The sequence below is a fragment of the uncultured Dokdonia sp. genome (genome assembly GCF_947492535.1).
Lineage (GTDB): Bacteria > Bacteroidota > Bacteroidia > Flavobacteriales > Flavobacteriaceae > Dokdonia.
The window spans coordinates 103,479-127,287 of sequence record NZ_CANLNH010000006.1; the positions used below are offsets into that span (position 1 = coordinate 103,479).

Here is a 23,809-nt window from a genome sequence, read left to right on the forward strand (position 1 = left end):
TCAACACCTGAAAATAGCTTATAAACTTGAGGAAAATCATCAAATTATTAATTCTATTAGTTAGAAACTCTCCATTATTTAATGTAAGAGGTTTTAGGAGGGTTAAGTGGTTTTTATATCAAACATATTATCGTTCTCCAGAACTATATGTCGGTGAAAAAGTAATCATTTCGGTGGCACATTCAAATAAAGATGCTCATTTTCTTTGTAAAGGAGAAGTAAATATAGGAGCAGATACATATATTGATTATTCAGGAGGTATTATAATGGGCGATAAAATTGCTATTTCTGAAGGTGTTAAGATTTTTACCCATAATCATCAAATTCATGACGGCCATAAAAACTGGAAACTGAACCCTATTATTTTTTCATCACTAGAAGTTGATGATTATGTATGGATAGGTGCGGGTTCAATTATATTACCTTCTGTGACTCATATAGCTGAAGGATCGATCATTGGAGCAGGTGCAATACTTACAAAAAATACAGAACCGTATGGTGTATATACTGGGAATCCAGCTCAAAAAACGATAAATCGAAGGATTCTAGATTAATGAAAAAGAAGATAGATTTATTAGTTTCATTTGGCATATATGGTATTGGTTTACTGTCATTTCTCATAATTGAAATTGTAATCATAAAAAAGTACAATATTTCTAGTGTTGCAAATTGGTCATTTTATAAGTCTACTATTATTTTAATTGGTTCATTCACACTTTTAGGATATGATCAAGTTTTATTAAGAGATCCTAAATTAATTAAAATTCACTTTAAGAGATTTTTTACAAGAGCTTTAGTTGTCTCGTTGTGTAGTACATTGATAATCTTTTTTGTAAAAGATTATTCTTGGGGAAATGCTTTTTTAATTTTCTTAGGTATTGTACTGTATGGACTTATGAATTATAATACAGCAGCGTCTAGAGCAAATAATAATTTATGGAAATCTCAATTTTCAAAAAACTTTTGGAAATTTTTTATTCTACTTTTATTACTGAGTAACTTCGTTCATGATATATTTTTATGCTTTATTATTGCCTTTAGTCTAACAATAGTTTTCATCTTTTTTTTTAAAGGATATATCTCAAAAAATAATAAAAACCTTACTAATAATATCTCGGTTAATGAAGCAGAGGGGCTGTCTAGAGCATTTTTAATCACTTCTATTACTTTATTGTTAGCAATTTATGGAGAACAATTTTTAATTAATCTCTACGGAGATGAAGTTGCTTCTGCACATTTGTTTAAATATTTTGCTGTTATTACTCCGATTGCATTAAGTTTAAATGGCTTTTTAGGTTTTTATTTAGGTCCAAAAATTATTAGAGAATCAAATTCAAAATCTTATAAAAGTTATAAGTTGTTATTTAACAGAGTGCTCCTTTTTTCTATTTTTAATACGTTGATATCTTCTGTAGTAGGGGTTTTATTTCTTAAATATTACCTAGATATAGATATACTTGATTTTGATTTTTCCTTGATTTTAACTTTATCTGGCGTAAGTTTTATTAGAGGTATTTACGTTACAAATTCTGTTTATGTAGGTTTATATGCCAATAAATCTGAATTATTAGGAGTTGCTAGATATTTCGGAATATTTACTGCCTTATATTTGATTTCTATTGTAGTTGCATTGTTTTTATTTTCAGGTATATTTACAGCGCAAATTATTTCAGTTTTATCATTGATAAACTGGATATCAAGATTTGTTGTTTCAAATATATATATAAAACGTATTCTAAATAAGAAAGCAGTTGTCTGATACTACATTAAAATCAAATGTTATAATTGTTGCACCGCTATCTTCTTTATCCTTAAGAACAAGGCTTTATAAATTAGCACTCTTTTTATTTGAAACCAAATGTCCTCAAATTACGCATATTGCATGGGAGCGTCTTTCTGGAGAATGTATAGAACATAGACTAGATTTCCCAATTAAAAAAAAAATCCTTCTAAAAGGAGGTGGCTACGGTAGCGGTAGAAGTTATTTATATGCATTATGGATGATTAATGTTTTTTTTTATGGATTTAAAATAAAAAAAAATGATGTAGTGTGGGCTTTAGGGTTTGAGAGTGCATTTCCTTTACTGTTGCCTAGTGTGATTAAAGGCTATACATTATGTTTTGATGACGCAGATCGTTTTTCTATGTTGATCAAAAATAAGATGCTTCGATTCATCGTCAAAACATTAGAGTTTTTCACTTCGAAGCTTGTTTATAAACATATCATACCCTCTTTTGAACGTTATAACTTCAACTCTAAAAAATTCTTCTTAGTTGAAAATGTCCCAAGTGAAAAAGTGTTAAAGGAAGCTAAATATATATATGATAATAAGGAATGGAAGAAGTTCTCATTAACAATTAATATTAATGGTTGGCTTTCAAAAAGTAGGGGTATTGCTATTGTTTTAGAATTATGTGATTCTTTAAAAGAATATGATGTAGGTTTTATTATGTCAGGTAAGTTAGACTGCGAAGAGGCTATTGTGCTCTCAAATAAGGAAAATGTACAATATCTGGGAGAAGTATCTAATGAAGAGGCATTAGCTTCGTATTATGCATCAGATTTTGTGTTTACTTATTATGACCCTATTTCTGAGATTAATAGATATGCAGCCTCTAATAAATGGGGAGATGCTTTAAAAACAGGGATAGGTATTATTGTCAATAAAGAGATTATGAGTGCTCAAAAACTCATAGATCAGGAAGTTGCTATTGGACTAGCATATGATGATGTTGAAGGGCTTTTAGAAGAGGTTAAAATGTTGTCTGTAAATAAAGATATACTCGCTTCTATTAAGAAAAAAGCTTTAAGAAATGGAGAAGATATTCCATATTTTGATATTAGCATTAAAAAAATATTTAATACAAATTAAATTTCTGTAACTTAATTGTGGTGATTTTAATTTAAGCATTTGGTTTATAGGGTTTTGTGTGTGTGGTAAAGTTGCGTTTACACTCGTTTTTAAAAATTAGTTTTTAAAATTGAAAAGCTATATATTTGCACCCCCTTATTTTAGCTTGTAAATAACCAATTTTAATAGATTTGAAAAAAGTTCTAATAGTTTTTGGCACACGCCCTGAAGCCATAAAAATGGCGCCACTTGTAAAGGCATTTCAAAAAAATCCAGCAATATTTAATACTAAAGTATGTGTAACAGCACAGCATAGAGAAATGCTGGATCAAGTTTTAGATTTTTTTGATATCGTTCCTGATTTTGATCTTAATCTAATGAAACCAGGTCAAAACCTTTATTCACTTACAGCAGATATTATTACTGGAATGAAACCAGTTCTGGAATCTTTTGATCCAGATTATGTATTTGTGCATGGGGATACTTCGACAACAATGGCTACGAGTATTGCAGGTTTCTATAATCAATCTAAAGTATGTCACATAGAGGCTGGGCTTCGTACAAATGATAAATGGTCTCCATTTCCTGAAGAAATAAACAGACAAGTAACTGGACGTATAGCAGATTTTCACTTTGCTCCAACTGTTACTTCTGAAGGTAATTTACTTAAAGAAAATATACCATCACATCAAATCGTAGTTACTGGGAACACGGTAATTGATGCATTGTTAGAAAGCGTTAATAAAGTTAATAATGATCCTAGTGATCTTATTAAAGATCTTGATGTAAAAATAGGAGATAAAGAAGTGCTTCTAGTTACGGGGCACCGTAGAGAAAACCATGGCGATGGATTTGTTAGAATTTGTGAAGCTTTAAAAGAGATTGCTATTCAAAAGCCTAATCATCTTATTATTTATCCTGTACATCTTAATCCTAAAGTGCAAGAGCCTGTAAAGCGCATTCTTGCAAACGTAAATAATATCATGCTTATAGATCCCTTGGCTTACCAAGATTTCATATGGCTAATGAACAGATCAAAACTCATCATTACAGATAGTGGTGGTGTACAAGAGGAGGCTCCTAGTTTAGGAAAACCGGTACTTGTTATGAGAGATACTACAGAACGACCAGAAGCAGTAGATGCTGGAACGGTAATTTTAGTCGGAACAGATAAAGATTTAATTGTTTCAGAAACTTTAGATTTACTTAATAATCCAGATCGCTTTACTAAAATGAGTAAATTACATAATCCGTATGGAGATGGTAAGGCTTGTGAACGTGTCGTAGAATTTATTAAAAATCAAAAATAATTACATGCAACCAGAAGTAGTAATGATTGGCCTAGGATATATAGGTCTTCCAACAGCAGCTTTAATCGCTTCAAATGGAGTAAACGTTCATGGGGTAGATATCAATCCAAATGTTGTAGAAACAATAAATAGAGGTGAGATACACATTGTTGAACCAGAATTAGATGAGGCTGTAGCAAAAGCTGTAAAAGGAGGATTTCTTAAAGCAGACGTAAAAGCAGTTGAAGCTAATAATTATTTAATTGTAGTTCCAACTCCTTTTAAAGATAAGAATGAACCTGATATATCATTTGTAGAAGCAGCTACTAGAGGGATATTACCTTTATTGAAAAAAGGAGATTTGTATATCATAGAATCTACTTCGCCTGTAGGAACTACAGAGAAAATGATGGATTTGATCTATACAGAACGTCCAGAGTTAAAAGATTCATTATTTATTGCCTATTGCCCAGAGCGTGTTTTACCAGGTAATGTAATGTATGAGCTTGTACATAATGATCGTGTTATTGGAGGTGTGAATGCTGCTAGTACAGAAAAAGCAATTGCTTTTTATAGTAGCTATGTAAAAGGGGAATTACATCCTACAAATGCTAGAACTGCAGAGATGTGTAAACTAGTAGAAAACTCTTCTAGAGATGTGCAAATTGCGTTTGCAAATGAGTTATCTCTTATTTGCGCAAAAGCAGATATTAATGTTTGGGATCTTATTAATCTTGCAAACAAGCACCCTCGTGTTAATATATTACAACCAGGTTGTGGTGTAGGAGGACATTGTATTGCCGTAGATCCTTATTTTATTGTAGCAGATTTTCCTATGGAGTCTCAAATTATTGGTAAAGCAAGAGAGATCAATAATTACAAATCTTTCTGGTGTGCAGAACAAGTGAAAAATGCCAAATTACAATTCCAATTAGATCATGGAAGAAAACCTAAAATAGCAATCATGGGCTTAGCTTTTAAGCCTAATATTGATGATTTAAGAGAGTCCCCTGCAAAATATATTGCTCAAAAAGTTTTACAAGATGCAAATGATGAAGAGTTTTATATCGTAGAACCAAATATTAAAGAACATAAAGTATTTAAGCTAACAGATCATAATAATGCTTTCGCGAAAGCAGATATCGTTGTATATTTAGTAGCGCATGATGAATTTAAATCCTTACCAAAGGATTCTAATAAAATTATTTTAGATTTTGCTGGAGTTATAAAATGATGGATATACTTAATTTAATTGGCAGAAAAGAAGAATTGTTTGTTGAAGACATTCAAAATCATCAACAAATTCTAAAAGAAATAGTAAGTAAAAGTTCATTTTTAGTTCTTGGAGGCGCAGGGACAATAGGACAAGCAGTTACTAAAGAAATTTTTAAGCGCAATCCTAAAAAAATACATGTTGTAGATATAAGTGAAAATAACCTTGTAGAGTTAGTTAGAGATATTCGTAGTTCTTTAGGATATATTGAAGGCGATTTTCAGACATTTTCTTTAGACATTGGATCAAGAGAATATGATACATTTATAAATCAAGATGGGAACTATGATTATGTCTTAAATCTTTCTGCATTAAAACATGTGAGAAGTGAGAAAGATCCTTTTACATTAATGCGGATGATTAATGTAAACATTTTTAATACAGAGAAGACTCTTAAACAATCCATTGCTAAAAATGTAAAAAAATACTTTTGCGTTTCTACAGATAAGGCCGCAAATCCAGTTAATATGATGGGTGGTTCTAAGCGTATTATGGAAATGTATTTGATGAAGTATAGTAATGATATAAAGATATCTACAGCAAGATTTGCAAACGTAGCTTTTTCTGATGGATCATTACTTCATGGTTTTGATCAACGGATTAAGAAAAAACAACCAATAGTAGCTCCTTTAGATGTCAAACGATATTTTGTAGTCCCTAAAGAATCAGGAGAACTATGTCTTATGTCTTGTATATTTGGAGAAAATAGAGATATCTTTTTTCCAAAGCTTGATGATAATTTACACTTAATTTCATTTGCAGACATTGCGGTGAAATATCTTACTCAATTAGGATATGAGCCTTTTTTATGTAAGAATGAAGATGAGGCTCGTGCTTTAATGTCTAGCCTTCCAGAAGAAAAAAAATGGCCTTGTTATTTTTCTAAAAGTGATACTACGGGAGAGAAAAGCTTCGAAGAATTTTTTACAGATGAAGAGGTTCTTGATTTAGAACGTTTTTCAAAGCTTGGAGTTATAAAAAATGAAGCAATATATGATGAGCATTTGATTGATCTTTTTGATGAAAAAATTAATCATATGAAAGAAGAGGGTAGGTGGACAAGAGTAGAAATTGTTAATTTGTTTCATAAATTAATTCCAAATTTTGGACATAAAGATTTAGGAAAGTTTTTAGATAGTAAGATGTAGTTTATGGATGAGAAATTTATTGACTTTATACAAGAAAATTTTAAAAGTAAAGATTTTATACCTCTTCATCCTCCAGTCTTTATTGGTAATGAAAAAATATATCTTAATGATTGTATAGATTCCACATTTGTGTCCTCTGTTGGACCATATGTAAATCGTTTCGAAGAAGAATTTGCTGAATTTACACAGACTAAAAAAGCTACAGCAGTAGTAAATGGAACTTCTGCTTTGCATGTAAGCTTAAGATTATCTGGAGTTTCTGCAGGTGATGAAGTAATAACACAAGCACTAACCTTTGTTGCAACCACAAATGCTATCGTTTATGCAGGTGCAGCTCCTGTTTTTGTAGATGTAGATAGAGACACTATGGGGCTTTCACCAGTAGCTCTTAAATCATTTTTAGAAGAATTTGCCGAAGTAAAACCTACAGGGACTTTTAATAAATTTTCAGGAAAACGTATAGCGGCTTGTATGCCTATGCATACATTTGGTTTTATGTGTAGAATAGATGAAATTGTAAATATTTGTAATCTTTATAATATTCCAGTTGTTGAAGATGCGGCAGAATCATTAGGTAGCTCCTATAAGGGAAAATCATCTGGTAGTTTTGGCTTAGTATCTGGATTTAGTTTTAATGGGAATAAAATAATTACAGCAGGAGGTGGTGGTGCTATTGTAAGTAATGATATAGAATTATCTCAGAAAGCGAAACATCTTACTACTACAGCAAAAGAACCTCACCCTTGGGAATACGTTCATAATGAACTAGGTTATAACTATAGAATGCCTAACATAAATGCAGCTTTAGTCTGTGCCCAACTGGAAAAATTTCAAGAAATTCTTACTAAGAAAAGAAATTTATATGACGTTTATAAAAATAACCTTGTTGATTTTGGACTACAAATTGTAGAAATACCAGAAGATACCAAATGGAATTATTGGTTGATGAGTGTTCTTTTAGATAATAAAAAAGAAAGAGATGAGTTTTTGAAATTCACAAATTCAAAAGGAGTTATGACAAGGCCTATTTGGCAACTTATGTTTAAACTACCTATGTATGAAAATTGTCAACGAGATAAACAAGAGAATGCTTTGTTTTTAGAAGAAAGAATTGTTAATATCCCTAGTGGAGTGATATTATAAAATAATGAAGGACATCTATATTTTTGGTTACTCAGGACATTCTTATGTCGTTCTTGATACGCTTAAAAAAGAATCATTTAACGTTTTAGGATATTTTGATAAGATTAAGAATCCTACTTCTGATTTTTTTAGCATTCCATATTTAGGTTATGAAAAAGATGTAGATTTAAAATCTATTGTAGCATCAGCTTTTGTTTTTCCAACAATAGGTGACAATATTTTAAGAAAAAAAATTATAAGTACCTTTGATGATAATCAATTATCTCAAACAGTAATATTCGACAATTCAGCTATTTTATCATCAAGAATAGAAATTGGTAACTCTACATATATTGCTCCTGGTGCTATTGTAAATGCGTATTCTACAATAGGAAAAGGGTGTATTATTAATACAGGTGCTGTACTTGAACATGAAGTAGTTATAGGGGATTATAGTCATATAGCTCCAAATGCTGTCTTAACGGGTGCCGTAACTGTTGGTAATGAGTCTTTTATAGGAGCTAATTCAGTTATAAATCCAGGAGTTATTATAGGAGATAATGTAATAATAGGCTCTGGAACTGTTGTGTTAAAAGATGTTCCAAGTAATACAAAGGTTGTAGGTAACCCTTCTAGGAAGTTATAAGAGAAGCTATAATTGGTGATAATACTCAATTAAATGTAATCCCATAAAGAAAATAATAATTCATTAGTTGCTATTATTAAAGTAATTTAAACCTAAATGATGAAGGATAAAAGAATAAAATCTATTAGTATTGATAGCTCAGTTACTTTGATTAATGCCATGAAGCATATGGATGATGTCGATAGAAAGTCACTTTTGGTATTTCAAGATGACTTTTTTCTAAATATCCTTAGTATAGGTGACATCCAAAGAGCAATTCTTAATAAAAAAGATTTAAATATTCCTGTTTCTCAGGTCTTAAGAACTAATACTAAGGTGGTGAGTTTAAATACACCTTTAGAAGAAGTTAAAAAACTAATGAAATCTTTTAGGATGGAAATTCTTCCTGCAGTAGGAGTAAATAACCATCTTGATGATGTATACTTTTGGGAAGATTTGTTTATAAATAATAATCTTACAGAAGATATTAATCTAAACTTACCAGTTGTTATTATGGCTGGCGGTTACGGTACTCGAATGAGACCCTTAACACATGTTATACCTAAACCTCTTATTCCTTTAGGAGAAAGTAGTATGATAGAACATATAATTGATCGCTTTCAAAATGTAGGTTGTAATAATTTTTTTGTATCAGTAAACTATAAAGCAGATATGATACAATTTTATTTTAACGACATAAAAGATAAATCATATGAGATAGAACTTTTTAGAGAAACAAAACCATTAGGAACAGCGGGGAGTCTTCATCTTTTGAAAGGAAAAATTAATTCACCTTTTTTTGTTTCTAATTGTGATATCTTAATTAATGATGATTATGACGCTATATATAAATATCATAAAGAAAATAATAATGAATTGACAATGGTTTCTGCTATAAAAAATTATCCAATTGCTTACGGTACTTTAGAGACCTCTAGTGATGGAGTTTTAGAAGCACTACAAGAAAAACCAGAGCTTAATTTTCAAATTAACACAGGATTTTATATAGTAGAACCACATCTTATTAACGAGATACCTGAGAATAAATTTTTTCATATAACTCACCTTATAGAAAAACTACTAGAAGAAAAGAGAAAAGTTGGTGTTTTTCCAATTAGTGAAGGGTCTTGGATGGATGTAGGTCAATGGGATGAGTATAACAAGACTTCTACGAAACTTGGTTTTGAGGGATTTAGCTTTTAATTGAATTATAATTTCTATAAAATGAAATCTTTAAAAATTAGAAAAGTTCAGTTGTTTATACTCCTTATTTTTCTTTTGCCTCAGGCAAATGATTATAGAGTTTACTTTTCTTCAATTTTAATTTATGCAATTTTATTTTTTTTTAATTTAAAAATTGTTAAGTCTAATTTTATAGCTAGAGTTTTTCTATTTGGTTTCATGTTTGTTTCATTCTTTACAATGTTTCGTTTCTTTACTATTGTACCTGCAAATTATAAAGATTTTACAGAATTAGGAAGATTATTACTTCCTACTTATATGGTTCTCATGTTACCATTTTTTAAAGATTTTAAAATCAAAGATTTACTTATGCCTCTTAGTATCATAGTGAGCATTGATTTCTTTGTGTCTTTATTAGAGTTCTTTTATCTACAAACATCTAGCTCTTCTATTTACCAATTTGTAAAGACTAACTATTGGGCTACCCAGCACTGGCATTCTTCTTATAGGAGTAAAGGACTGACTCCTGGTCCAGGACAGCATGCTATTTTTGGAGTTTTTATGTTTGTATTATTTCTATCGAATTACTTATTTAACAAAAATCAAATGACAAAGAAAAATATTGTTTTTATTTTAATGACAATGTTTATTATAGCTTCTTCACTTTCTAGAACAGGTGTTGTTTGTATGATAATTTCTTTTATTTTCCTTATTTATTTTTATAGCAAAAAAGTAACTAGTATTAAACAGGGATTTTCATTAGTTGCCATATTGTTTTTATTTATAGGCATAGGTGGTTATTATGCAAAAAAGAATAGCGCAAATTTAGAAAGAGTAAGCTTAGTGTTTACAGAGGGAACCAGTAATCGTTCTTTTACAGCACGAGTGGATAATTGGGGAGAATTAGTGGATGTTGCACTTACAAAAGAACCTGGCTATTTATTGATAGGTTGGGGAAAAGAATTTTTTGGAGAAATTGCTCATCAGACAGATAACGAATTTGTATTTATACTTTTGTTTTACGGCCTGATCTTTTTGATGTTTTTTGTTTTGTTTACATTAAGATATTTAATTAAAACGTTATTCCTTAATAAGAAAAGAGATTTTATTAGTTTAACTATATGCACTCTTATAGTTGTAGGTTATATTTTTGCAATACCATCTTCTTTCTTTTTTTATGTTCAAAATCTTGTCTTATTTACATTATTATTAATCATAGACTATCATAATAAAACTGATAAACTTAAAGACATCCAATCACAATCCTTATTATGAAAATTGCAATGATAGGTCCAGGGTATGGACATAATATAAAACCTTTTTTGGATTATTTTGAAACAGATATATCTCACAGTCTTGATTTTTATTATCATACAAATGATTTCTTAATAGAGAAGTATGAAAAGATAAACTTTTTTTCTACACCAAAAAGGATTAATTATCTACTGAAACATATTAAATCTTATGATGTAATATGGTTAATGGGAGGGGGTAGATTAATGTATCTATTATATTTTATTTTACTATTTAAGAAAAAGAAATCTCATGCAATACTCCATATCTGGAGTGAAGATTTACCTAGATCAATAATGCAGAAAAGTTTTATGGGTATATTCAAAAAAATAATGGTAAGTAATTTCACTATTATTAATTGTAATTGGTTTGGTACAGCTAATATTTTTAAAGGAAAAATTAAAAATAAAGTACAAGTGAATGCTTTGGGAATGGTCAATGATTACTTTTTAGATATTGATAGTCCTGATCGTGATTTAAAAAAGATCCTCGATAAAATTGACAATAATACATATAATTTTTACTACCCAAAATCTTTTACAAAATCTAGTAGACATGACCTTGTAATAGAGGCGGCCAACATCCTTAAGGAAAAAAATAAGTTAAATTTTAAAATTTATTTCTGGGAAGGTAATGTAGTAGATATAGCATTTAAAAAAAATGTATTAAATCTTATAGATAAATATGATTTGAGCTCTTATGTAATATTACTCAAAAAGGATAAGTTTTATTCAACAGAAGAGTTCAATCTTTTATGGGGGAAAATGGACTGTGGCTTACAAATCGCTGAATATGATCAAATATCAAATACAGTTTTTGAACCGCTAATAAATGAAAAAGATATCATAATAAGTGATATTGAACCTTATCGTTATCTTGAGCATTATTTTGGATTTAAATTAGTATTAACACCTCTGAAAACCAAGGACATTGCTATTAGAATGGAAGGAATGATCACAGGAAAAATGCGTACGGATATAAAGGAAAAAAGCGATATAAAGAAAAGCATTTTAGAAAAGTATCGATTTGAAACAAATTTTAATTCAAATTTAAAAAAACTTGAAAAAGATTTATAATATTTTTTTGAATGTTTGGAATAAAGGTTTTTTCCATGTTCTTATTGCAAATTTTTTATTTGCACTAGTAGCATTTGGATCTCAACTTTTAGTTGCAAAATTTTTAACAGAGGAAGAGTTAGGTTTTATAAAAATATTCCAAAGTTATATTCAAATTTTAGGAATTTTAGCTGGTTTTGGATTTAGTACTTCTACATTAATTTTATGTGCAAATCCAAAAAATGATTTTCGTAAAGAAGATATTTTTAGGACATCATTATATGCTGTATTAATTGGTTCTTTCTTTTTATGGTTTTTATTTTTAATACTTAATTATTTTAATTTAACTACTAACATTAATGCTCTAAAAGAGTTGTTTTTTGTTTTTTCATTTGTAATTATTTTAAATGCAGTTATTGCTGTTTTTACTGCATATTTCCAAGCAGCACGTGTATTTAAAAAGTATGCACAACTCTTACTTATTTCTAAAATCACTTCTCTTGGTTTTATAGTATTGTTTACTTATTGGTATGGGATTGATGGTTTTATGCACGGATTATGGGTAGGTTTATTTTTTAGCCTTCTTTTAAATATAATTTATATAAAAAGGATTTTTAAAATTAAACTTAAAGCTAAAATTGAAGAATTTAATCTTAAGATTAGAGAACAGTTTCAAATAGGTTTACACGGACTAGGCGCAAATATCTTTGGGAATCTTACAATCCATATGGATATTATTATATTAAGTTTTTTAATGGCAGAAAATCCTAAGTTAATCGGTCAATATAGCTTTGCGACAATTTTTATTACAGGATTGAGTATGGTTCAAGGAACTATAGTTCAGGTTTCTACACCTTATTTTTCTAAACATCTAGAAAGTAAAGAAGTGTTAAGATCCATTTATTCAAAATATAATATTTTACTTTTTGGCTTATCAATTTTGATATTATTATTAATGTATATCACATTGCCTATTTTAATTAATTATTTTTATTCATCAAAATTTGATAGTTCTTTGTGGTTTTTAAAATTATTATTAATAGCATGGTTTTTTAGAAGTTTAAATTCTATTAATATCTCTCTTTTATTATCATTAGGTAAAACAAAAACACTTAATATTATAAACCTTATTTCAGCAATACTAGTTGGAATCACTTCTTATATTTCGATTAGGTTCTTTTCAATAGATATTATGTTATATTCTATGATTTCTATTTCTATTTTAATTACACTTCTAACATATTTTCATATAAGATTTAAAAAGTTAATACTATAAATAAGATGAAAATTAAATTGTTTGTTTCCGAAGTAATTTTTGTGTTTATAATTATCTTCTTGTTTAATGCCTGCGCTTCTCAAAAAGTATTTGATAGTCAAATAGATAAGTCTAAACCATTAAAGAAAAAAGTAACTAAAACATATCCAATCTCACGTGATCTTGAAATTCTGAAATATAATAAAGGTGAATATACGGCCCCTATAAATAGTATTAAAGAAGATGTCTCACATGTTGAAACCGTTTTATTAGGAGAACGATTGGTATTATCAATAACCATAAAAGCAGAACCTAATAAAAATGGTGTTTATAAAATACAATTGAATGATAATAGATTTTCATATTTTAAAGTATTTAGGATTATACCAATAAGTAATTGGTATGTAGAAGGGAATGCATATAAAAAAGAGCTTGAATATATACCAGATGCTTTATATGCATTACCTCAAAAAAGTTCAAATAGTTTTGTGTTTAATAAAGAACCAAATGAGGCTGTACAGCTTTTTATAGAATTAGAAGCAGCAGAACCTTTAGATGATATGGTAGCTTTTTCGATCTACGATATACTTGATAAGAGTAGTAAAGATATTCTGTTTCCTGTAAGAGTACTAAAGACTAAAAAAGATGCATTAAATACTTTACCAAGTGTTATATTTAATTATGTGAATTTATCAAGTAATGATATGCCTGTAGAAACATGGATTCAAACAGGACTTAGTGATTTACAGGTTAATTATGTACCTACTATTTATTTCGATAAACAAGGAAACGCACTTACTTCTATAGATCTTACTACAGCTTCATCAACTGGTTTTAGAAATACTGCGTATCCATGGATAAAAAAAGGAGGAAATATTTTATTATTTTGGGATAATAGATATGATAAAATTGCTCCTTTAAAAACAGGAGGTTATATTAAACCTTTCACAATTCCATGGAAAAAGGCATATAAACATTTAGTATTAAAAACTTTTGAAGATTTAAAGAATAAATTCCCCTCTACTAATCCTGATCAAATTAGTATTTATCTTGCTGATGAATTGGCTGGTTTTGAAAGATCAGATAAAAAATATACACTAGCTCAATTACAAGACCTTGCTGTATTTATAGAAAACGAATTACCTGATTTTAAGACACTTATTACTTATGGATATTTATCAGATAGCAAATCTGTGAAAATGTTATCAGGTATAGATATCCATATGCCTCATATACAATTGCCTGAACTTAAGAAGTATAAGGCCTTTGAAGTAGAGCCGCAATCAGTATATAAATCTTTAAAAAATAAATCAGGTGAAAAATGGATGTATAGTGTAGAAACAGGTAAATCATCTCCTTTATATAAATTTAGATACTATCCTATGATTGCAGTTGCTTATCAATATGAAGGCTATAGTTGGTATGCTTTTGCAGATCATGCAGGCTCTACTTGGGATGCAACAGATGGGAATAGACTGGATTATTCTTTATATTATCATGCGGAACCAAAAAACAGTATTTACTCATATTGGAATAAAAGAATTGGTACTAGTGATTACTTAACATCATCTCTGAGGTTAAAAGCTATAGAAAGAGGACTTATTAGTGCACGTATTTTGAAAACTTTAATTAGTCAAGAATTATTACTATCAAAAAAACAGTTAATAGAATTAAAAAATATTATAGAAAACCTTAGAGAGTACGATATTACCTCTCCACAAAAACCTTTATTTACAAAGTATCATAATGATAGCTATGGAGATATTGAAAGACGTTTAAGAATTTTATATAATGAATTTAAAATGAGTAAACGTTAAAATAAGTTTATTCTAGAGAAGGAGTAATCATTAAAGAAAAGTTTATAGTCATAATATGAAAAATAATTATTGTTTATGAAAATTGATAGAGTAAATAACTTTGACCTTATTAGGCTTTTAGCAGCTATACAAGTTGTATTATTTCATTCTTATGAACATTTACAAATTAAGGCACCAGCATTTAAATTTTTGTCTGCCTTTTTTTTAGAATTTTTTCCAGGTGTTGCTATTTTCTTTTTTATAAGTGGCTTTTTAATATATGCTTCTTTCGACAGGAATAAACAGTATTTAAAAAAATATTTTAAGAATAGGGTTTTAAGAATATTTCCAGCATTATGGATTTGTCTTATTATAACAATTATTTTATTAGTGCTTGACTTTCCAGGGAAATGGAATAATTTCTTTGAACAATCACATATAATTGAATGGTTTTTTGCACAATCATCCCTTTTCCAGTTTTATACTCCGGATGAATTACGTTATTGGGGGGTAGGGACACCAAATGGAAGTCTTTGGACAATTACTGTTGAATTTCAGTTTTACCTTGTAATACCTTTTCTGTATTATTTTATTAATAAGTTTAAAAATTCTCTAATACCATTAGCATTAATACTTATTGTCTCAATTGCTGTTAATTTTTATATAGGCACTATCCCTAATGAATATTTAACAAGAAAACTTGGAGCTGTATTTGTTCTCCCATATCTGTATTATTTTCTAATTGGTGTAGGTTTTTATATTCATTGGAATAAAATTAAAACACTATTTGAAAACACTTTTTTGAAATGGTTTATATTGTATTTAGTTTTTATGTATATAACAAAATCTTGGTTGGATTTTGATACAGCGTCTTATTGGATTAAATCTCCATTAAATATAATTGCTTCTTTACTACTAGCTGGGGTTACTTTTTCCGCAGCGTTTACAAAAGGGACTATCAGTTCTAGAATTTTAAAAGGAAATGATATTTCTTATGGGATTTATATTTATCATATGTTAGTAGTAAACTTTATGGTGGAAAGAGGACTTGAAGGAAATACAATTTATATTTTTATAGTTCTTCTGATGACAATAATTTTGGCTACTTTTTCTTGGAAGTTTATAGAAAAACCAGCATTAAGTTTCAAAAAAGTTAAACCGCATAAAAATAGTAATTAATTTTCTATAAAATTTTAATGTTTAATTAGATACGAAAGAGATTAAATATAAATTGTTTATACCAAATAAGTTTAGGATTTTTGCATCCTGAAAATAAGATTAAATTATCATATGAAACAAATTATACAGTCCTTTAAAACAGGGGAAACTATATTAGAAGAAGTACCTGCACCACAAGTAAAAAATGGACAAGTACTTATACGAACAACAAAAAGTTTAGTTTCTTTAGGAACAGAACGTATGTTAGTAGAGTTTGGTAAATCTAATCTTATAGCCAAAGCTAGGCAACAGCCAGATAAAGTAAAACAAGTTTTAGACAAAATTAAGACAGAAGGTTTAATGCCTACCTTAGAAGCTGTTTTTAATAAACTAGGAGAACCTTTACCATTAGGATACTGTAATGTTGGTATTGTAGAAGCTGTCGGGCAAGGAGTTTCCGAGTTTAAAGTAGGGGACAGAGTAGCCTCAAACGGACCTCATGCTGAGTTTGTGTCTGTACCAAAGAATCTAGTTGCTTTAGTTCCAGAAGGCGTATCTGATGAGGAAGCTTCTTTTACAGTAATAGGAAGTATAGGTTTGCAAGGAATTCGTTTATGTAACCCAACCATAGGAGAAACTATTGTAGTGACTGGAATGGGGCTTATAGGCCTTATGACTGCTCAATTATTACGAGCAAATGGCTGTAAAGTTATTGGAATTGACTTTGATCAATCTAAACTTGATATGGCTAAGCAATGGGGTATTGAAACTATTAACCCTGGAAAAGGGGACGACCCTGTAAAATCAGTATTAGAGCTTACAGATAATATAGGGGCAGATGGTGTTATTATCACAGCCTCTACAAAAACAAATGATGTTATAGCACAAGCTGCTCAAATGTCACGTAAGCGTGGAAGAATAATTCTAGTAGGCGTTATAGGACTTGATATTAGTAGAGCTGATTTTTATGAAAAAGAATTAACTTTTCAAGTTTCTTGTTCATACGGACCAGGACGTTATGATGATAATTATGAATCTAAAGGTCAAGATTATCCTTTGTCATTTGTAAGATGGACAGAACAACGTAATTTTCAAACAATCCTTAATGCTATTCAATCTTCAGATATTGATGTAAAACCATTAATAACAGAGGTTATAGATTTAGACGATTACCTAAAAATATATGGTGAGATTGGAAATTCAAAATCAATAGCTTCTATTTTAAATTATAAAGATGCTGTCTATTCTAATGATATTGTAGTAAATGAAACACGTAAAAATAATTCTAACTCTAATGGTTTAGCTATTGTAGGAGCGGGTAATTTTACAAAAATGACGATGCTTCCTGCCATAAAAGGGACCAATGCAAACCTTTCACATATTATAAGCTCTGGAGGCGTATCTGGCACAGCACTCGCTAAGAAATTTGAAATCACAAATAGCGCGACAGATTACGAGGCTGTTTTACAAGAAAAGGACGTAAATACAATTGCAATTACGACAAGACATAATTTGCATGCTCCAATGGTAATTAAATCATTAGAAGCTAATAAAAATGTGTTTGTAGAAAAACCATTAGCACTTAATGAAGAAGAACTGGATGCTATTACAAAGGCCTATAAGAATACAAATAGTACCTTAACAGTAGGTTTTAATAGAAGATTTTCTCCATATGCTGTAAAGATGAAGTCCTTATTGGGTAACTCAAATACACCTATACACGTTGTTGCAACCATGAATGCAGGGATGATTCCTGCAAATGTATGGGTACACGATCTAAAAGTAGGAGGTGGACGTATTATTGGTGAAGCTTGCCACTTTATTGATTTGATAAGCTATTTTACGGGGAGTAAAGTAATTTCTGTCTGTATGAATGCTATGGGTAAAGCTCCAGAAGAGAATACAGATAATGCAACACTTTTACTTAAGTATGCAAACGGATCAAATGGGGTCATTAACTATTTTGCAAATGGTAGTAAAACATATTCAAAAGAACGTGTTGAAGTATATTCTCAAGAACGCACATTAATATTAGATAACTGGCGTAATTTAAAAGGTTTCGGTTTCAAAGGCTTTTCAAAAATGAAATCTAAAATGGATAAAGGACATAAAAGTCAGTTTGAACTTTTAGTGAAGCAAATTAATAATGGAGGAGAAGCATTAATTCCTTTCGATGAATTAATTAATACAACAAAAGCTTCTTTTGCAGCCATAGAAAGTCTCAAAACAGCCGCTTGGGTAGATGTTGAATAAATTAAAACGATTAATAGACCTCTTTAAAAATATGGGGATGCGATATGTTGCATTTAGAGTGCATTATATGGTATCTTCAAAATTAGGGTTTCATAAAAGTAAATTTCCAACCTCACCAGATTCTAAAACTTTTATCACATTTGAAGATTGGCGCAATAATACCCCAATCTTCTTTTTTGATGGGAAAGAAAATATTCCATTAACAGCTAAGGAAAGTGAAGCTTTAAAAATACGCTTTCGCGAAAATAAACAAGGCACCTTTACCTTTTTTAGTAGTAAGAAGCATGATCTTGGGGCTACCTATAATTGGATTGTAAATCCCTCTACAGGTTATAAATACGACATCACAAAACATTGGTCAGATATAGAAGATCTATCTTCTGAAGCAGGTGATATTAAGTATGTTTGGGAAAAAGCTCGTTTCTCTTATCTATACGATATTATAAGACACGATTATCATAATGATAGTGATCAAGCTGCCTTTGTGTTTTCTGAAATCGATAATTTTATAAAAAGCAATCCTATAAATTTAGGACCTAATTATAAATGTAGTCAAGAAATAAGTTTGCGTATACTTAATTGGACGTTTGCATTGTACTATTATAAAAACTCTGAATTTTTAACTCCAGAACGTTTTGATAGTATTATGAATAGCATATACTGGCAATTACATCACGTTTATAATAACATTAATTTCTCTAGAATTGCCGTTCGTAATAATCACGCAATTACAGAAACTTTAATGCTGTACATATCCGGATTACTTTTTCCTTTTATACCCGAAACTAAAAAATGGAGTAGGCAAGGTAAAAAATGGTTTGAGCAAGAAGTAAATTATCAAATTTATGATGATGGTACTTTTCTTCAATTTTCTATGAATTATCATAGAGTAGCTGTGCAATTACTTACTTGGGGAATCCGTTTGTCACAACTGCATAATGATACATTCACAAAAGCAGTGTATGAAAAAGCAAAGAAATCACTTGATTTTTTAGAAGCTTCTCAAGATCCTGTATCTAAACAATTACCCAATTATGGATCTAATGATGGAGCATTATTTTTTAAATTAACAGATGATGATTATCGTGATTATCAATCACAATTAGATGATTTGAGAGCTGTTTTAGGCGGGACAGTTAGACAAAATTCAGAAAGTCAATGCTGGTACGGTTTACAAAACCTTAAAGTAGATTCTACTAGAAAAGATGGTATCTTTAGCTTTCGCGAAAGCGGATACGATATTATTCAAGAAGAAGATGTTAAAACATTTCTTCGTTGTGGATCCTATAAAGACCGCCCATTTCAAGCAGATAATCTGCATTTAGATTTGTGGGCAAATGGTATCAACTATATATGGGATGTGGGGAGTTATCTATATAATACAGATGAAAAAACCGTAAATTACTTTGTAGGAACTCCAGGACACAATACAGTAAGTGTAAACGGCGAGAATCAAATGCTGAAGGGTAATCGATTTATATGGTATAATTGGATTAAAGAAGCTCAAAGTTCAGTTACTGAAGAAGAAGATAGATATATTTTTAAAGGTACTATACAAGCTTTTAAGCATATAGGTAAACGTCAACATACTAGAACTGTAACTAAGTTTAAAGGAAAATTAGAATGGCATATTGAAGATGAAATTTCTCCTTTAAAAGAAGAAGATACTATGATACAATATTGGAATGTAAATCCTATTGTTGCAGATAAAATAGCTGTAAAAGCATTTGATGATAAGAACAAAGAACTAATAGCTAAAGAAGATACACTATGGTATTCAGTATATTATGGTGTTAAAACACCATCCATACGAACCTCTTTTGAAACAACCGCTCCTAAAATCAAAACAATAATAACGATTCTAACCTAACCATTTATGCGCATACTTTTATTACATCAATATTTTCTTGAAAAAGATGAAGGAGGGGGATCTCGTTTTAACGAGATGACAAAAGTATGGAGTTCACTAGGATATAAGATAACGGTACTCTCAGGTATGGTAAGTTATACAACTGGGAAAAAACCTGAACGATATAAAAAGAAATACTTTTATAAGGATGAAAATTTTTACGATCAAGTAGATGTTATAAGAAGTCATGTATCTGAAAGTTATAATACCAATTTTATAGGGAGGTTATGGGGCTATTTTTCTTTTGTATTTTCTTCTACTTATGCAGGTTTATTCAAAACTAAAGGAAAATATGATGTAATTGTTGTTACATCACCACCATTGTTTGTAGGTATTACCGCAGTAATATTATCTCTCTTTAAAAGATTGCCTATTGTTTTTGAAGTACGAGATTTATGGCCTGAATCGGCAATAGATACAGGAGTTTTGAAAAATAAACTCATTATAAAAATGGCGTATTGGTTTGAAAACTATATTTATAAAAAAGCAAAACTAATTAATGTCCTAACACCCGCTTTTAAAACTAAATTAATAGAAAAAGGAGTCCCAGAAGAAAAAATTATTTTTATTCCTAATGCGGCAGATTTTACATTAGCTGAGCAAATTCAAAAAAGTGATTTTGATGCCGATACATTTAAAAAAGAGTTAGGATTAGAAGGAAAGTTTGTAATTACATATGTAGGTGCTCATGGTGTTGCAAATCATTTGATACAATTAGTAGATGCTGCTGAGCAATTACAAGATACTTCGGTTGTTTTTCAGTTAATAGGATCTGGAATGAAGAAGCAAGAGTTACAAGACGAAGTGAAAAAACGTGGGTTATCTAATATTATTTTTAGAAATGCAGTACCTAAAGCCGAAGTTTTTAAATATATCCTAGCATCCGATATGGGAGCTTCTGTTCTTAAAAATGTAGATACTTTTAAAACTATTTATTCGAATAAAACCTTTGATTATATGTCATGTAAACGTCCTGTTTTTTTAGCTATAGATGGTGTTTCTAGAGAACTTGTAGAAAAGGCAGATTGTGGTATTTATGTAGAACCAGAAAATATAGATGATATCGTATTAAAGTTAAAAAAGATACTTCAAGATAAAGAGTCGCTTTCTTTGAGTGGGATTAATGGCTATGAGTATGCAAAAAAACACTTTGATAGAGGGGTGCTTGCTCAACAATACGTTAATCATCTGCAAACCGTTGCACGATAAAAAATAGAAGCGTTACTTTGCACTAAGAGTATATAGCGATGTATAAAAATTTCTTTAAACCTTTATTTGATATAATCACAGCGTTTATTGTCCTGTTGTTAGTGAGTCCTATATTCATTTTTGCGATGCTTAGTTTACTTGTTGTGAATGCGGGTTCTCCGTTTTTTATACAAAAGCGACCCGGAAAAAATGGACGTATTTTTAGTATTGTTAAACTAAAAACAATGACCGATGCTAAAGATGAGAATGGTAATTTGTTACCAGATGCCGATCGACTTACAAAAGTAGGACGTATTATACGTAAAACATCTTTAGATGAAATCCCTCAACTGTTTAACGTACTTAAAGGCGACATGAGTCTTGTTGGACCTAGGCCATTATTACCATCTTATTTAGAACTATATTCTCAAGAACAAGCAAGAAGACATCATGTAAAACCAGGAATCACTGGTTGGGCGCAAGTAAATGGAAGAAATTCTATAAGTTGGGAAAAGAAATTTGAGTTAGACGTTTGGTATGTAGATCACCTTTCGTTTTTATTAGATTTTAAAATTATGCTGCTTACTGTAAAAAAAGTATTTTTAAGTGAAGACATTAATACAGAAGGAGTAGCAACAACAAAACCATTTAAAGGCAGCTTATGATCACACTATATGGAGCAAGCGGACATGCTAAGGTGATTATAGATATTATTCATAGTAATAATGAGTCTATACACCATATCATGGATGACAATAAAAATATAGAAGAGCTTATAGGATACCCAGTACTGACACCATGTGAGAAAAAATGCAAAAATGTAATTATAGCTATAGGTGATAATAAAATACGCAAACGTATAGTAACTACATTAAATGCTACATATAGTAAAGCTGTTGTTCATAAAAGTGCTATCGTAGGTTCTCATGTAATTATAAACGAAGGTACTGTAGTTATGGCCAAGGCAGTTATAAACTCTAGTGCAAAAATAGGTAAGCATAGTATTGTAAACACCGCTGCTATTATAGAGCATGATGTCATTATAGAAGATTATGTTCATGTTTCACCGGGCGCTATTATAACGGGTGGAGTTACAATAGGTGAAGGGAGTCATATAGGAGCTGGAGCGGTTATACTTCCTAATATAAAAATTGGCAAAAATGTTATTATAGGAGCTGGAGCAGTAGTCGTTAAGGATATAGAAGAAGAGGTGGTAGCTATAGGTAATCCAGCAAGAATTCTTAAAAAGAATACAAACAATGAATGAAACAAAAATATGGTTGTCTTCTCCACATATGGGAGGAACAGAACAGAACTATGTAAATGAAGCTTTCGATACAAATTGGATCGCTCCATTGGGCCCTAATGTAAATGGTTTTGAAAACGATTTAAGTGCCTATCTTAATAACAACCCTGTAGCTGCATTGAGTTCTGGAACTGCCGCACTTCATCTAGCATTATTACAGTGTGGTGTTGGACAAGGAGATGAAGTGATTTGTCAATCATTTACATTTTCTGCAAGTGCAAATCCAATTACATATTTAGGGGCTACTCCAGTTTTTGTAGATAGTGAAGACGTAACGTGGAATATTTCTCCTAAATATTTAGAAGAAGCTATTACTGATCGCATAGCAAAAGGGAAAAAACCAAAAGCAATAGTTGCTGTGCATTTATATGGTATGCCTTATTTAGTAGACGAAATACATGCAATTGCCAATAAATATGTAATCCCTGTTGTAGAAGATAGTGCCGAAGCATTAGGGTCTACCTATAAAGGAAGAAACTGTGGTACTTTTGGTACTTATGGTGTTTTATCTTTTAACGGAAATAAAATTATTACTACAAGTGGAGGCGGAGCTCTTGTTTGTCCATCAGAAGAAGCAAAACAGCATACTGTATTTTTAGCAACACAAGCCCGTGACGATGCTCCGCATTACCAGCATAGTAGTATAGGCTATAACTATAGGTTAAGTAATATATCTGCCGGAATAGGCAGAGGACAAATGGAAGTGCTGGATAAGCACATAAACCTTCGTAGACAGATGAATTCTTTTTATCAAGAGCTTTTTGAAAAATACGATGGTATTACTGTATTTACAGAACCTAATGAAGATTTTTATAGCAACCATTGGTTATCAGCAATTTTAGTAGATCCTGAAAAAACTAATGGCATAACTAGGGAAGATATTCGTCTCGCTTTCGCGAAAGCAAATATAGAATCTAGACCACTTTGGAAACCGATGCATATGCAACCAATATTCGAAAACTGTGCTTTTTATGGAGAAAATGTAGCATTTCGTCTATTTAAAAACGGATTATGCGTACCTTCGGGCTCAAATTTGATGTTGAATGATAAGCAAAGAATAGAAAAGGTTATCTTTGAATTGCTATCCAGATAGGATCAATAAATG

The 23,809-nt window shown here is 30.3% G+C and carries 20 protein-coding genes; all 20 read left to right on the forward strand.

Annotated features, from left to right (window positions below; all coding sequences use genetic code 11):
* Positions 1-26: 26 nt before the first annotated feature.
* Positions 27-554 carry an acyltransferase gene (locus tag Q1A60_RS09955; protein WP_299764764.1) on the forward strand — a complete coding sequence of 176 codons (528 nt, stop codon included), beginning with the start codon at positions 27-29 and terminating at the stop codon, positions 552-554.
* Positions 554-1,759: a hypothetical protein gene (locus Q1A60_RS09960; protein WP_299764762.1), complete on the forward strand. Its 1,206-nt coding sequence runs from the start codon at positions 554-556 to the stop codon at positions 1,757-1,759. Before Q1A60_RS09955 ends, Q1A60_RS09960 begins: the two co-directional genes overlap by 1 nt.
* A complete protein-coding gene (locus Q1A60_RS09965; RefSeq protein ID WP_299764760.1) occupies positions 1,752-2,873 on the forward strand; it encodes a hypothetical protein in 1,122 nt (373 codons plus the stop codon). Before Q1A60_RS09960 ends, Q1A60_RS09965 begins: the two co-directional genes overlap by 8 nt.
* Positions 2,874-3,043: 170 nt before the next feature.
* A complete protein-coding gene (wecB, locus tag Q1A60_RS09970; RefSeq protein ID WP_299764758.1) occupies positions 3,044-4,162 on the forward strand; it encodes a UDP-N-acetylglucosamine 2-epimerase (non-hydrolyzing) in 1,119 nt (372 codons plus the stop codon).
* A 4-nt stretch (positions 4,163-4,166) separates the two neighbouring features.
* A complete protein-coding gene (wecC, locus tag Q1A60_RS09975) occupies positions 4,167-5,375 on the forward strand; it encodes a UDP-N-acetyl-D-mannosamine dehydrogenase (protein WP_299764756.1) in 1,209 nt (402 codons plus the stop codon).
* A complete protein-coding gene (locus Q1A60_RS09980; protein WP_300007630.1) occupies positions 5,372-6,562 on the forward strand; it encodes a UDP-N-acetylglucosamine 4,6-dehydratase in 1,191 nt (396 codons plus the stop codon). Before wecC ends, Q1A60_RS09980 begins: the two co-directional genes overlap by 4 nt.
* Before the next feature lie 3 nt (positions 6,563-6,565).
* Positions 6,566-7,705, forward strand: coding sequence for a LegC family aminotransferase (locus tag Q1A60_RS09985; protein WP_299764752.1), 1,140 nt, complete (start codon positions 6,566-6,568; stop codon positions 7,703-7,705).
* 4 nt (positions 7,706-7,709) lie between these two features.
* A complete protein-coding gene (locus tag Q1A60_RS09990) occupies positions 7,710-8,330 on the forward strand; it encodes an acetyltransferase (protein ID WP_299764750.1) in 621 nt (206 codons plus the stop codon).
* Positions 8,331-8,426: 96 nt separating this feature from the next.
* Positions 8,427-9,512, forward strand: a complete 1,086-nt coding sequence (locus tag Q1A60_RS09995; protein ID WP_300007632.1) for a nucleotidyltransferase family protein — start codon at positions 8,427-8,429, stop codon at positions 9,510-9,512.
* Positions 9,513-9,533: 21 nt separating this feature from the next.
* Positions 9,534-10,766, forward strand: coding sequence for a hypothetical protein (locus tag Q1A60_RS10000; RefSeq protein WP_299764746.1), 1,233 nt, complete (start codon positions 9,534-9,536; stop codon positions 10,764-10,766).
* On the forward strand, positions 10,763-11,860 hold the full coding sequence (locus tag Q1A60_RS10005) for a hypothetical protein (RefSeq protein WP_299764744.1): 1,098 nt from the start codon (positions 10,763-10,765) through the stop codon (positions 11,858-11,860). The genes Q1A60_RS10000 and Q1A60_RS10005 overlap by 4 nt, the downstream gene beginning before the upstream one ends.
* Positions 11,844-13,115: an oligosaccharide flippase family protein gene (locus Q1A60_RS10010; RefSeq protein WP_299764742.1), complete on the forward strand. Its 1,272-nt coding sequence runs from the start codon at positions 11,844-11,846 to the stop codon at positions 13,113-13,115. Before Q1A60_RS10005 ends, Q1A60_RS10010 begins: the two co-directional genes overlap by 17 nt.
* A 5-nt stretch (positions 13,116-13,120) precedes the next feature.
* Entirely contained in the window at positions 13,121-14,911 is a 1,791-nt protein-coding gene (locus Q1A60_RS10015; protein WP_299764740.1) for a hypothetical protein, read from the forward strand.
* A 75-nt stretch (positions 14,912-14,986) separates the two neighbouring features.
* Positions 14,987-16,069: an acyltransferase gene (locus Q1A60_RS10020; RefSeq protein WP_299764738.1), complete on the forward strand. Its 1,083-nt coding sequence runs from the start codon at positions 14,987-14,989 to the stop codon at positions 16,067-16,069.
* A 111-nt stretch (positions 16,070-16,180) separates the two neighbouring features.
* Positions 16,181-18,301 (forward strand): bi-domain-containing oxidoreductase, encoded by a 2,121-nt coding sequence (locus tag Q1A60_RS10025; protein ID WP_299764736.1) that lies wholly within the window; start codon positions 16,181-16,183, stop codon positions 18,299-18,301.
* The gene (locus Q1A60_RS10030) at positions 18,291-20,171 is read left to right on the forward strand and encodes an alginate lyase family protein (RefSeq protein ID WP_299764734.1); all 1,881 of its coding nucleotides are present in this window, start codon (positions 18,291-18,293) and stop codon (positions 20,169-20,171) included. Before Q1A60_RS10025 ends, Q1A60_RS10030 begins: the two co-directional genes overlap by 11 nt.
* A gap of 6 nt (positions 20,172-20,177) precedes the next feature.
* Entirely contained in the window at positions 20,178-21,419 is a 1,242-nt protein-coding gene (locus Q1A60_RS10035) for a glycosyltransferase family 4 protein (RefSeq protein WP_299764733.1), read from the forward strand.
* Positions 21,420-21,457: 38 nt separating this feature from the next.
* Positions 21,458-22,063, forward strand: a complete 606-nt coding sequence (locus Q1A60_RS10040) for a sugar transferase (RefSeq protein ID WP_299764731.1) — start codon at positions 21,458-21,460, stop codon at positions 22,061-22,063.
* The gene (locus Q1A60_RS10045; protein ID WP_363322583.1) at positions 22,060-22,665 is read left to right on the forward strand and encodes an acetyltransferase; all 606 of its coding nucleotides are present in this window, start codon (positions 22,060-22,062) and stop codon (positions 22,663-22,665) included. Before Q1A60_RS10040 ends, Q1A60_RS10045 begins: the two co-directional genes overlap by 4 nt.
* Complete coding sequence (locus tag Q1A60_RS10050; protein ID WP_299764728.1) at positions 22,658-23,797, forward strand: aminotransferase class I/II-fold pyridoxal phosphate-dependent enzyme; 1,140 nt, start codon at positions 22,658-22,660, stop codon at positions 23,795-23,797. Before Q1A60_RS10045 ends, Q1A60_RS10050 begins: the two co-directional genes overlap by 8 nt.
* The last annotated feature ends 12 nt before the right edge of the window (positions 23,798-23,809 follow it).